The 12,534-nt window shown below is 62.6% G+C and carries 8 protein-coding genes; 4 read left to right on the top strand and 4 right to left on the bottom strand.

Going from position 1 to position 12,534, the window contains the following annotated elements:
- Positions 1–5 precede the first annotated feature (5 nt).
- The 4 genes from SOP95_RS23545 (at position 6) to SOP95_RS23530 (ending at position 6,675) form a co-directional block, all read left to right on the top strand.
- Entirely contained in the window at positions 6–1,214 is a 1,209-nt protein-coding gene (locus SOP95_RS23545; RefSeq protein ID WP_274076186.1) for an LLM class flavin-dependent oxidoreductase, read from the top strand.
- A gap of 4 nt (positions 1,215–1,218) precedes the next feature.
- The gene (locus SOP95_RS23540) at positions 1,219–2,805 is read left to right on the top strand and encodes an ABC transporter substrate-binding protein (protein ID WP_323608505.1); all 1,587 of its coding nucleotides are present in this window, start codon (positions 1,219–1,221) and stop codon (positions 2,803–2,805) included.
- 161 nt (positions 2,806–2,966) lie between these two features.
- Positions 2,967–5,549 carry a TonB-dependent receptor plug domain-containing protein gene (locus SOP95_RS23535; protein WP_323608504.1) on the top strand — a complete coding sequence of 861 codons (2,583 nt, stop codon included), beginning with the start codon at positions 2,967–2,969 and terminating at the stop codon, positions 5,547–5,549.
- A 40-nt stretch (positions 5,550–5,589) separates the two neighbouring features.
- Positions 5,590–6,675 carry an LLM class flavin-dependent oxidoreductase gene (locus SOP95_RS23530; RefSeq protein WP_323608503.1) on the top strand — a complete coding sequence of 362 codons (1,086 nt, stop codon included), beginning with the start codon at positions 5,590–5,592 and terminating at the stop codon, positions 6,673–6,675.
- 572 nt (positions 6,676–7,247) lie between these two features.
- Here the strand turns inward: SOP95_RS23530 and SOP95_RS23525 are convergent.
- The 4 genes from SOP95_RS23525 to SOP95_RS23510 are packed head-to-tail and all read right to left on the bottom strand — an operon-like array spanning position 7,248 to position 12,528.
- Positions 7,248–9,050 carry an ABC transporter ATP-binding protein gene (locus SOP95_RS23525; RefSeq protein WP_323608502.1) on the bottom strand — a complete coding sequence of 601 codons (1,803 nt, stop codon included), beginning with the start codon at positions 9,048–9,050 and terminating at the stop codon, positions 7,248–7,250.
- The gene (locus SOP95_RS23520) at positions 9,047–9,892 is read right to left on the bottom strand and encodes an ABC transporter permease (protein ID WP_323608500.1); all 846 of its coding nucleotides are present in this window, start codon (positions 9,890–9,892) and stop codon (positions 9,047–9,049) included. Before SOP95_RS23520 ends, SOP95_RS23525 begins: the two co-directional genes overlap by 4 nt.
- 10 nt (positions 9,893–9,902) lie before the next feature.
- Positions 9,903–10,964, bottom strand: a complete 1,062-nt coding sequence (locus SOP95_RS23515; RefSeq protein ID WP_274076180.1) for an ABC transporter permease — start codon at positions 10,962–10,964, stop codon at positions 9,903–9,905.
- Positions 10,957–12,528, bottom strand: a complete 1,572-nt coding sequence (locus SOP95_RS23510; RefSeq protein WP_323608499.1) for an ABC transporter substrate-binding protein — start codon at positions 12,526–12,528, stop codon at positions 10,957–10,959. The genes SOP95_RS23515 and SOP95_RS23510 overlap by 8 nt, the downstream gene beginning before the upstream one ends.
- Positions 12,529–12,534 lie beyond the last annotated feature (6 nt).

The following is a 12,534-nucleotide window of genomic DNA, read 5'->3' as shown; positions in this document are numbered from 1 at the left end:
TCGACATGAGCATTGAATTCTTCACCCGCCTGCCCCTGCATGGCGAAACCCAGTTCCTCCCCGGCGACCCGCGCAACCGTGGCGACTGGCACCGTGGCGGCCCGAGCACCGGTGCTGTCTCGGCCTTCAGCGTCGGTGACCACTTCACTTACATCGATTACCTGGGACAGATCGCCAAAGCCGCGGAAATCAACGGCTTTGGTGGCGCGCTGATGGTCAACGCCCCCTCCGGCGAAGAGCCGTGGACGGTCTGCTCGTTGCTGGCACGGGAAACCCGAACGCTGAAATTCGTCACGGCGTTCCAGCCCTATCACTACACGCCGTGGGTGGCGGTGCAGCAAGCCGCGACTTATCAGCGCGCCACCGGCAACCGGTTGGTCTGGAACATCATCAACGGCGGCTCGGACGCGATTCAGCGCCAGGTCGGCGACTTCAGCGATCACGATGAGCGCTATGAACGGGCCATCGAGTTCATGGACGTGGTCAAGGGTTATTGGCACAACGAAAATTTCCACTACGAGGGCAAGTTCTACAAAGCCGAAGGCGGTGGTTTGCGCGGGCCGTTGAAAAAGGCCGAGCTGCCACTGATCTGCACGGCGGGCTCATCGATCCCGGCCCGGGAGTTCGCGGCCAGGCACGCCGACTTCTACCTGATGCGCGCTGAGCACCCGGACGAAATTGCCGCGCTGATTGCCGATATACGCGCGCGTGCGTTGAAGTATGGGCGCACCGACATTCGTTTTGGTTTGTCGATCGATGTCATTACCCGCGAGACCGAGGAACTGGCCCGCACCGAGGCCAAGCGCTTCTTCGATGAAGGCATCGCCAGGGGCGCGGTCAAGGCTGTGGCTGCCCATGCCGGGCTGCGCACCGCGCGCAAACTCAGCTACGAAAATGAATTCGCGCAAAAAGCCGAGACCCAAGGCTTCGACGACTTTTTCATCCACCCCAACGTCTGGACCGGTTTCGGCTACATCGGCATTCCACCAGGCTGCGCGCTGGTGGGCAGCTACGAAAATGTCGTGGCGCGGATTCGCGAGTACAACGCCATCGGCATCGATCTGTTCTTCCTCGCCGGCTACCCCCATCTGGAGGAAGCCTATCGCCTGGGCGAGCACATCCTGCCGCACTTTCGCAGTGAACGCGTGCAATTGAGTCGACCGTCAGAAGCGCCGCTGGAGTTGCGCTCCGCCAACGGCCCGGCCGGAGCCTGATGCCATGAGCGACGATCACTCATCATTCAGCCGCCGGGATTTTCTCGGCCACAGTGCGCTGCTGGGCGGTGGCTTGCTGCTCGGTGGCGGCCTGCTCGCCGGTTGCGGCCCGAGTAGCGAAAAGCCGATCGCCAGCGCCATTGGCGACGATCAACCGCGGTATGGCGGACGTCTGCGCCTGGGCATTCTCGACGGTAACCAGAGCGGCAACCTCGACGCCCACAAACCCATCGGCAGCGGCATCGTTCGCGGCTTTGCTCTCTACAGCAAGTTGTGGGAATGGGACGAGCAGATGCAACCGCGCCTGGCCCTGGCCGAATTCGCCGAGCCGAATGCCGATGCCAGCAGCTGGACGCTTCGCCTGCGTCCAGACCTGGAATTTCACCATGGCAAGACCATCGACGCCGATGACCTGATCTTCTCCATCCGCCGCCTGACCGACCCGCAACTGGCATCGCCCTATGCCGCGCTGCTGCACTGGGTGGACCGCGACAACCTGGTCAAGCTCGATTCGCGCACCGTACGCCTGAACTTTCGCGAAGGCCGCAGCTACATGCCTTTGGCGGAAACCTGGGTCAATTTTGGCGGCATCGTGCCGGTGGACTATCACCCGGTCAACAACCCGGTGGGCGCCGGCCCCTACAAACTGAAAAGCTTCACCCCCGGCCAGCGTTCGTTGTTCACGCGGTTCGAGAACTACTACAAGGACGGCAAACCCTACGCCGACGAGCTGGAGATCATCGACTTCAAGGATCAGGTCTCGCGCCTGGCCGCCCTGCGTTCCGGACAGATCGACATGGCCAACGTGATGCCCACCGAACAGCTGGAAGTGCTGCAGCGCGATCCTCGGCTGAGGGTGCTCAAATCGGTGACCGGCAACTGGCTGTCGTTCGACATGAACCTCGACAAACCACCGTTCAACGATCCACGGGTACGCGAGGCGTTTCGTCTGTTGGCTGATCGGGAGGAACTGGTGCGCCGGGCGCTCAATGGTCAGGGCCGGGTCGCCAACGACCTGTATGCGCCGAGCGATCCGACGTTCAACCATGGCCTTGGACCGCGTGCCCACGACCCGCAACGGGCGGCGCAACTGCTCAAGGAAGCCGGGCATGAAAACCTTGAACTGGAACTGGTGACGACACCCGGTCCGGGACTGACGTCAGCGCTGGTGCTGGCGGAACAGGCCAAGCGCATTGGCGTGACCCTCAAGGTCAAGCAGGTCGACCTGGCCACTTTCCAGGGCCCGCAGCGCAACGACTGGACCTTGAGTACCGGCGGCAGCATCGGCGCACCGTTCCTGGCCAGTGCGATCCATACCGACGCGCCATTTGCCGTGTCGAACAAGACCCACTTCCACGACCCGCAGTTCAGTGAGCTGTTCCTGGCGGCCATGGCCCAACCCGACCTGGAAAAACGCAGGGCCCTGGTGCATCAGGTGCAGCAAATCCAGTACGAGCGCGGCGGCCTGTTGATCTGGGGTTACGCCGATCTGCTCGATAGCGTGGCCAACCGCGTAGGCGGCGCGGCGGCCGAGGAGTCGCTGTTCAGCACCTGGCGCTTTGAAAAGCTCTGGTTGAAAGACACGGCCTGACACACCGCGACCTGTGGGAGCCGCCCTGCTGCGGGCGGCGTTCCGGCGATGGTGGCGGTGAACGTTACGACGTCATCGCCGGCAGGCCAGCTCCCACGGGGTTTTGCCGGGTGTCAGGGACATCGCCATACCCATTTTTTTTGTTGCGAGGCTCATTCGTCATGCCCTCTATCGCCTTTCGTTTGCCTGTAAAACGCTCCGCCCTGGCTATGGCGGTGGTGTCGACATTTTCGCTACCAACCTTCGCCGCCGACACCCAACTGCAAACCGTCACTGTCCAGGCCAGCGCCAGCGATTCCGACGATGACGCCCTGCCCACCCGGCCGGAGTCTTCGATCTACGGCGGAATCGAAACCAAGGTGCTCGACACCCCGCGCTCGATCACTCAGGTCAATGCCGAGCAACTGGCCAACGACCCGATCCGCAGCGCCGACGACCTGGTCAAATACGCGCCGGGCATCACCCGTGGTGGCGGCCAGAACGCCGGGATCGCGCCGCAATTTCGCGCCCAGGGCTCTGAAGTCTTCCAGGACGGCCAGCGCGCGTACGGTGTGCGCCACCCGGCCAACTTCAACGCCTATGAAGGCGCCGACATCGTCGCCGGTCCGTCATCCGTCACCTATGGCTCGGTGTCCGGCAGTGGCGGCTACGTCAATTACCTGAGCAAGAAACCCAATTTCAGCGAGTTCAAGACCCGGCTCAGCGGTGAGTTGGGCACCTGGGTACCCGACGGCGAATCCCGTGACTCGAGCAAATTCAGCGTCGATAACACCGGCCCGCTGAGTGACAATCTCGCCTACCGGATCAGCATTACCAAGCAGCGCCAGGAGGATTACTACGACAACGTCGACAACAACTTCGACGCCTTCTACGGCGCCCTCGCCTGGCGCAATGACAACGTGCGCGTCGACTGGAATGCCAGTTACGACGACTACTACGACTACAACATCACCCACGGCTGGAACCGCGCCAACCAGGCGTTGGTCGACCACGGCAAGTATTACGCCGGACGGGCCACGCCGATCATCCAGAACGGCAACACCCTGTGGTCGCCGGTACTCGCTTCCGGTGCGGCTGATGCGCCGACCCTGGGCTGGGTCCAACGCCAACGTAACGCCCAGGGCCAATACAGCGTGGTCGATGGCAGTTTTCAGTCAGCTTCCCCAAACACCCAAAGCAACCCCGGCAGCCTGCGAGGCTGGGTTTACGACCCGTCGCTGGCGGGCAACGGCCTGACCTCGCTGTCGTCCCAAACCGGCCAGCGCGACGAGGATGAAAACACCTCCCGGCGCTTCACCACGCAACTGCGGGTAGAAGCCGATCTGACCCCCACCATCACCCTGGCCAACAACACGTTTTACCAACGCTCACGGGACATGACCGACGCCGTCGGTTCTTTCCAGGTGCAGTCCAAGGACAATATTTTCGATAACCGCTTCGAGTTCCGCTCGCGCAACGAAGTGCAGTTGGGCGACTTGACCCTGCGTGATGACAGCAATACCGGGCTGATCTACCGCCGCGAGTTCAACCAGTCGATCGCCGCCAACAACAGTTTCGGCTCGACCATCAACGCCTATGACCTGACGCAGGACCCTTCGGGCAAAAATCCGGGGGATCTGCTGGGGCTGACCGGTTCCAATCCCGCCGGTGGCAATGCCGGCTGGATTGGCCAGCCCGGCGTGTCGCAATTCTCCAACTTCTATGGTTGGCTGAATCTGCCCCCGATGTACCCGGCCGGTCACGGGCTGTACGCCGAATCCGTCGCGCCTTACACCGCTGAAAGTACCTGGTCCACGCGGACGTTGTTCACCCAGCACAACCTGCGATTGGGTGAGCGCGTCGGCCTGAACATCGGCGCCAGCCGCAGCTGGATCGATGCCGAAATCGAAAACCCGTTCGTGCTCGCTGGCGGCAACCCGCGCAAGGACAGTGACAACTACCGACTGTTCGCCTTTCAGGTCAGCCCATACGTAAAGCCGACCGAAAACAGCACGCTGTACTACACCTTCGATCGCTCGTTGGCGGTCAACACCGGGTTCTTCTCCAACGGCCTGGGCTGGGGCAGTGGTGCCGGCGCCAACCTGCTCAACCCGCTGGCGTTCGAAAGCCTCAGCGTGCTGCACGAAGTGGGGTTGAAAGTCGAAGCCGTGCCCAACGAACTGTTCATGACCCTGGCAGCGTTCAAGCAGGAACGGGATCAGTCACCCGACAGCAACAACAACATTGCCCGACTGGTGATCAAGGGCGTGGAGTCGACCATTCGCTACCAGCCCGATGATCACCTGCGCACGGCACTGAACCTTTCCAAACTCACCGCCTACAACGAATTTGCCTCCCAGGCCGGTTTTGCCTCGGCGGGGTTCATACCCGACAACGGCACGGTGTTCGGCGACAACAACAGCCTCAACCAGCGGCCGTCCGGGCGCTTCGACGCGGTGCAGATTCCCGAGTACACCGCCAGCGGGTATGTCGACTATCGCTTCGACTCAGGTTTTGGCGCGGAGCTTTCCGGCTGGTGGACCAGCAGCTGGTACCTGAACCTGAGCAAGACCGTGAAGATCCCCGACGAATACAACCTCGACCTTGCCGTGTATTACCGCCAGCCGCAGTGGAGCACCACCCTGCGCGTGCTCAACCTGACCAACGAGCTGAACTTCGTCAGCGGCCTGGCCGGTTCCACCAATACGTTTTTGCAACCCATGCCTGGCCGCACCTTGCTGGCCCAGGTGGATTACCAGTTCTAAGCCCGCGGCCAGCCCGCCTTCCGCCCTCAGGAGTGTTCCAATGTCCATTGAATTTGTCGGCATGATTTTCCCTCGCCAGTGGTCCGAGACCCGGGGCGTGCGCAGCCCGGATTTCGATCTGGGGTTTATCCGCCACCACGCCCGTGCCCATGAACAGGCCGGCTTCGACCGGGTGCTGATCGCCAGCGGCCCGGGCAGCGCAGACAGTCTGCAGATCGCGGCCTATGCCGCCGCTCATACCGAGCGCCTGGGTTTCATGATCGCCCACCGTCCCGCCCTCACTGCCCCGACCGTTGCCGCGCGGGCTTTCGCAACACTGGATCACACCACCGGCGGCGGCCGGATTCGCCTGCATGCCATCACCGGCATCACCGCCGAACCCCAGGAGGGCGACTTCCTGCTGGACAAGACCGAACGCTACAAACGTACTGACGAATACCTGGAGATCGTCCGGCGCACCTGGACGGCTGAAGAACCGTTCGACTTCGAGGGGGAGTATTTCAACATCAAGGGCGCTTTCTCACCGGTCAAGCCGTTGCAGCAGCCGCACATTCCGATTTCCTTCGGCGGGTCTTCGGCCATCGCCTATCAGATCGCGGTAAAGCATGCGGACCTGTATGCCTTGTGGGGTGAACCCTTGAGTGGTGTAGCCGAGCAGATCGGCAAACTGCGGGCGGCTGCCAGCGCGGCGGGTGTCGAGGCGCCGCGAGTCAGCCTGTCCGTACGCTTGATTCTGGGTGCTACCGAGGAACTGGCGTGGCAAAGGGCGCAACAGATCCTCGAACAGATCAAGGCCAATCCGCAATTCGCGGCCGGCAGCCCGTGGCAAAAACGTATCAAGGGCACCGGTTCCGAACGTTTGCTTGCCGCCGCAGCCCTGGGTGATCGTCATGACCGTGCACTCTGGATGCCCACCGCCACCGCCGTCGGGGCCTACGGCGACACCACCGCCCTGGTCGGCACCCCGGAAACGGTGGCCCAGGCCTTGCTCGATTATGTCGACCTGGGCGTGACCACTTTCCTTAACCGGGGTTATGACCCGCTCTATGACACCGTGGACTACGGACGCTGGATCATCCCGGCGGTGCGCGAAGAAGTGCGACGTCGGAAGGCGCGGGTGGCATAAGCACAGCGCAATATTCACCAACGCCATCGCCGGCAAGCCGGCTCCTACAGAACGCGTGCATGCCACAAATCCAACTTACCCCGCAAATCCTGTAGGAGCTGGCTTGTCGGGCCGCCGCATCGCAGCGATGGCGGCATAACGGCCACCATCGCTTCGCCAGCAAGCCGGCTCCTACAGAGATGTGTCACGCCACAAACCCAACGTACCCCCGCAAATCCTGTAGGAGCTGGCTTGCCAGCGAAGGCGGCATAACGGCCACCATCGCTTCGCCAGCAAGCCGGCTCCTACAGATGCGTGCATGCCACAAATCCAACTTACTCCGCAAATCCTGTAGGAGCTGGCTTGCCAGCGAAGGCGGCACAACGGCCACCATCGCTTCGCCGGCAAGCCGGCTCCTACAGATGCGTGTCACGTCACAAAATCAACATACCGCCGCAAACCTGTAGGAGCTGGCTTGTCGGGTCGCCGCATCGCAGCGAAGGCGGCATAACGGCCACCATCGCTTCGCCGGCAAGCCGGCTCCTACAGATACGTGTCATGTCACAAATTCAACATGGCCGCGCAAATCCATGTCACCGCAATGTCGGGGAGTTTTCCAGCAGGGTGCGGGTATAGGCCGCCTGCAGTTGGTCCAGGACCTGATCGACCCGCCCCTGCTCCACCACCCTTCCCAATTTCAACACCAACACCCGATCGGCAATGGCACGGACAACGCCCAGGTCGTGGGTGACGAACAGTAGCGTCAGCCCTTCCCGCTGCAATTGACGCAACAGCGCCAGGATCGATGCCTGTACCGAAACGTCCAGTGCCGAGGTGATTTCGTCGCAGATCAGCAGCTTTGGCTCACAGACCAACGCCCGTGCAATCGCCACGCGCTGGCGTTCACCACCGGACAGGCTGTGGGGATACTGGTCCGCCACCGAGGACGGCAACGAAACCCGCTTGAGCACGGCATGCACTTTTTGCCGAGCAGACGCGCCCTTGATACCGAAGAAATGCTCCAAAGGCGCACTCAGCGTCTGGAAAACCGTTTGCCGCGGATTCAGCGCCCGGTATGGATTCTGGAAGATGTACTGGATCTGATGCCGCAGCGACCCACTGCGCTGCCGCGCCGACAGGCTCAACGACTCGCCCGCGTAACGCAGCTCGCCCTCGGCGTTTTCTCCCAGCCCGGCAACGGCACGGGCCAGGCTGGTCTTGCCCGACCCGGACTCGCCCACCAGCGCCAGGCACTCGCCGGTAGCCACCCGCAGCGACACATCGAACAGCACCTGCCGGTCGTAGGCCAGGTTCAGGTCCTTGACCTCCAACAGCGGCGGGCACTCCACCGCCTCGGCGATTGGCGGTACAGAGGCTGGGGCAACCCGTTGCAGGGCTTGAAGATGCGGGGCCAGGCAGGCCACCCGCTGCCGTAACGACAGTTCCTGCAATGACGGCTCGAGTACCGAACACGCCGCAACGCGACGGGAGCACCGCGGTGCGAAGGCACATCCTTGCGGCCGCTGTCCCGGTGCCGGTGCATGTCCGGCAATCGCCAGCAAGTCCCGGCGTTGCGACACATCGGGAATCGCCGCCAGCAAGCCCCGGGTATAGGGATGAGCCGGTTGATGGAACAGCACGTCGCGCTGTGCAACCTCGACGATACGCCCGGCATACATCACCATCACTCGGTCCACCAGGTCCTTGATCACCGCCAGGTCATGGGACACATACACCGCCGCCACGCCCAGGCTTTTACACAACCGGCGCAACGTCGCCAGGATGTGAGCCTGGGTGGTGACGTCCAGCGCAGTGGTCGGCTCGTCGAGGACGATCAATGCCGGACGCAGTACGAAGGCCAGCGCCAGCATCACCCGCTGTTGCTGCCCGCCGGACAGTTGATGGGGAAAGCGTCGCAGGAACTGCGCATCATCGGGCAGGCCGACGTCGCGCAAGGTCTCGACGATGCGCTGCTGTTGCGCGGCGCGATCGAGTTCAACCTGATGAACGCCCAGGGTTTCACGCAGCAGACTGCCGATACGCAGCGCCGGATTCAGCGCGGTTGCCGGGTCCTGGGCCACGTAGCCGATCAGGCTGCCCCGAGCCCGACGCAGATCCTCGCCCGCAAGCGTCAGCAGCGATTGACCGGACACTTCGACCTGCCCGCCGACGATCCGTGCGCCCCTTCGGGCATGGGCCAGCAAGGCGGTAGCCAGGGTGGTCTTGCCGGACCCGGACTCCCCGACCAATCCAATAATTTCTCCGCGCTCAAGATTGAAGGTGACGCCGGACAGTACGTCGATCTGCCCCGGCAACTCGACGCGCAAATCGCGAACCTGCAACACCTGCGTAGTCACTAGAGGAGGACGGGATTCGATCCCGGCAATAGCGTTCATGGCTGTTTCTCTCCGATCCTTGAACTGCTGCGACCGATGCCTTCGGCCAGGATATTGGTGCCATAGGCGAAGATGCCGATCAGGATCGCCGGGGCCAATACCGCCCAAGGTTGCACCAGCAAACCCGCCTGGTTCTCGTTGATCATCAGCCCCCAATCAGCCGTCGGTGGCGCGACGCCGTAACCGAGGAAACTCAACCCCGAAAGCATGCCCACGCCCCAGGTCAGCATGTTGCCGAAGTGCACCAGCAGCGGTGTAAGGATGTTCGGCAGGATTTCCCTGAACAGAATCCGCCGCCTTGAATAGCCCATCATCTGCGCGGCCTCGACGAACTCCTGCCCCGCCACCGCCACCGCGCTGCCCCGGGCCAGACGAATCACGCCCGGGGTAAAGGCGATGGACACGGTCAATACGATCAGACAAGGCGCACGCCCCAGCATGGAGACAATCAACAGCACCAGGATCAGGTCGGGAAAGGCCAGCGACACGTCCGCCAGCCAGGTGATCAGTTGATCCAGGCGTCGCCGGGAAAATCCCGCCAACAGGCCCAGGGTGCTACCCGCCAGCAACGCGATCGACGCTGCCGCCACTGACATCCACAGCACCGACACGCCGCCACTGAGCAAGCGCGACAACACGTCATGGCCGAGAAAGTCATAGCCCAGCAACGCTTTGCCCACGGGGGCGCCGTACACCGAACCGAGCATTTCCGTTGGGCTGTGGGGAGCTAAAAAAGGGCCAAGCAGTGCGAGCACTACCACCGCCAGTGTAATCAACGCGCCCTTGCGGGTTTGCGGTTGCGCCAGCCACAGCGGCCAGCGCACAGGTCGCGAATCAGTCATGCCTCACCTCTCAAGGTGCCTTGGATGGGGAGCGACGCCACCAGGGCTGGATGCCCCGACGGTTACGCCGGATCATGGTCACCCGGCGGGCGGTGCGCAGTTTTGGCGTCAGCAGCACCGTCAGCAGATCCGCGAACAGGTTGATCAACACCACGCCCAGGGTGATCACCAGCACGATGGCCTGGACCATCGGCAAGTCGCGCATCTGGATCGCCGAGTTAAGCGAAGTGCCGATGCCCGGATAGCTGAAGATCACCTCGGCCAGCAGCGCCCCGCCGATCAAGGTGCGCAAGGTCAGGGCCACGCCCTGGATCGCCGGGATCAATGCATTGGGCAAGGTGTGACGCCAGACGATTCGCCACTCGGGAATACCCCGCAGCCTGGCGGCGACGACATAGTCGGACTCCAGCGCCTCGATCATCGACGCCCGCACCATGCGCGTCAGGTACGGCAACGTCGACAGACTCAGGGCCAGCACCGGCAACACCAGGAACTGCAATTGGCGCAGCAGCGATTTGTCCGGATCGAGAATGGACACCGCCGGCAACACGTCCATGTGCGGCATGGAAAACAGCAGCACCAGACCGATGGCCAGGAGAAAACCCGGGGTGGCCTTGAGGAAAATCAGCAGCGACAGGCTCCAGCGATCCAGGCGACTGTCACGGCGCAAGGCCAATGACACGCCGAGCAACAACGCCGCTGGCACAACCACGGCAATCACCCCGGCCAGCAGCGCTAATGTGTAGCCGAAGCGGCCGAACAGGATGTTGCCGACCGGCACATTGGAGTCCAGCGATACCCCCAGCTCGCCACTCAGGGCATTTCCCAGCCAGCGCAGGTATTGCTCGATGATCGGCCGGTCCAGGCCCAACTGGCGCTGCAAGGTGAGGATGCTTTCCAGCGGCGCATCGGGACCGAGGATCACCCGCGCCGGGTCCGAGGGCAGTGCCTGCGTGGCAATGAACACCACCAGGCTGATGACCCAAGCGGTCAGCAGGCCATAACCCAGGCGGCCGATGAACCAGGACAGCCAGGCTGGCGTGCGCGGATGCTTGCAGGAAGATTCAGGCATGGTTCACCCACATTTCATCGAAACGCCATGAAGCAAAGGTCGTTTGTTCAGGCGCCAGCCCTGCGACTCGAACAGAGGCGGCATCCAGCACGTCATTGAAACCCCAGATCAGCAGCCCGCCCCGCTCGTGTTGAATAGCCTGGGCTTCATGCACGAGCACCTTGCGCTGTTGCAGATCCGGCTGTGCCAACGCCTGTTGGTACAACGAGGTGAAACGCTCGTCGTGGAAATTGCTACGGTTGTAAATGGCCTGGGGCGCGTCGTTGTGCAGCGCCGAGGCAAGGAAACCCCGGGCCGGAGTGGAGCCCGGGGACAACAACCAGTTTTCCCGTTGCGCACCGTTGAACACCGAGCCATCGACCTGGGTGACCTTGATCTCGACGCCGGCCTTCTTCGCCTGCTGGGCAAACACCAGCGCCGCATTGACGCCCGGCCCCGGCGTAGTGGTCAGCTCCACGCGCAGATCGTTTTGCCCGGCCTGGCGCAACAGCGAACGCGCCTGATCCAGGTCGTACGGACGCTGGACGATGCCGTGGTTGTACGTCGGGTCATGGGGCGAATACAGGTCATTGGCGATCCGTCCGAAACCGTTGAGGCCGCGATCGACCAGTTCACGCCGATCAGCCAGCAGACGAAAAGCCTGGCGCACTCGCTGATCCTGAAAGGGTGCCTTGGCCAGATTCAGGTTGAAGCCGGTAAACGAGGTGCTGGGCGACGCGTAGAAATTGAGCCGGGAATCGGCCTTGAGCAACGCGCTGTGCTCAGCCTGCACGCCGCTGGCGACGTCGATCTGCCCGGCACGCAACGCGGCGGCACGGGACACCTGATCCTTGAATTCGATGATTTCCAGCTCATCGGCATAGGGCTGGCCAGGCTTGTAGTAATTGGCAAAACGCTCGTAGAGCGAGCGCTGACCGGGAATGAAGCTTTTGAGTTTGTAAGGCCCGGCGCCCACCGGATTGCTGATCGGGTCGTAGTCGGTGGGAACGATGCCACCGAAACTGATCAGGGTTTCATCCAGCGGGAAAAAGCTCTGCCCCTGCTTGAAACGGATTTCAATGGTGCGCTCATCGAGTTTGCGCAGGGCATTGCGATCGATCGCACCCACCAGGCCGGCAAACGGCGATGCCAGTTTCGGATCGGTCAGGCGCAGGATCGAGAACAGCATGTCGTCGGCGCCGATGCTCTTGCCGTGATGAAACTCCAGCCCCGGCTTGATGCGAATGGTCCAGGCGCTGGCATCGGCGTTGGGCTCGGCGAACTCGGCCAGGGCCAGGCGCGTGCTGACGTCGGTGTTCCATTCCCAGAACTTGCTGTACAGAGCCCAGCCGCGAATGATCCCGCCGCCCACCGGTTTATGCGCGTCAAGGTTGCCTGACTGGTCGCCATCGATAATGCCGACCCGCAAACGACCGCCGTGCACCGGTGTACTGGACAATGCCGTTGCGCCACTGACGGCTGCTCCACTGTCGCAACCGCTGAGCAGGCTGCTGCCTGATATCAGGCCACCACAGACCGCCAGGCCGTTACCCAGAAACCTGCGCCGGGAGAATCCTTCGCTCATGAATGA

This window comes from Pseudomonas sp. YuFO8, assembly GCF_035065025.1.
Taxonomy (GTDB): Bacteria; Pseudomonadota; Gammaproteobacteria; order Pseudomonadales; family Pseudomonadaceae; genus Aquipseudomonas; species Aquipseudomonas putida_AE.
This window is presented reverse-complemented; position numbering and strand designations above follow the sequence as displayed.

What these genes read in the sequence shown, in the direction of transcription:
- SOP95_RS23545 (WP_274076186.1), top strand. Translation starts at nt 6, where the DNA reads ATGAGCATTGAATTCTTCACCCGCCTGCCCCTGCATGGCGAAACCCAG.
- SOP95_RS23540 (WP_323608505.1), top strand. Translation starts at nt 1,219, where the DNA reads ATGAGCGACGATCACTCATCATTCAGCCGCCGGGATTTTCTCGGCCAC.
- SOP95_RS23535 (WP_323608504.1), top strand. Translation starts at nt 2,967, where the DNA reads ATGCCCTCTATCGCCTTTCGTTTGCCTGTAAAACGCTCCGCCCTGGCT.
- SOP95_RS23530 (WP_323608503.1), top strand. Translation starts at nt 5,590, where the DNA reads ATGTCCATTGAATTTGTCGGCATGATTTTCCCTCGCCAGTGGTCCGAG.
- SOP95_RS23525 (WP_323608502.1), bottom strand. Translation starts at nt 9,050, where the DNA reads ATGAACGCTATTGCCGGGATCGAATCCCGTCCTCCTCTAGTGACTACG.
- SOP95_RS23520 (WP_323608500.1), bottom strand. Translation starts at nt 9,892, where the DNA reads ATGACTGATTCGCGACCTGTGCGCTGGCCGCTGTGGCTGGCGCAACCG.
- SOP95_RS23515 (WP_274076180.1), bottom strand. Translation starts at nt 10,964, where the DNA reads ATGCCTGAATCTTCCTGCAAGCATCCGCGCACGCCAGCCTGGCTGTCC.
- SOP95_RS23510 (WP_323608499.1), bottom strand. Translation starts at nt 12,528, where the DNA reads ATGAGCGAAGGATTCTCCCGGCGCAGGTTTCTGGGTAACGGCCTGGCG.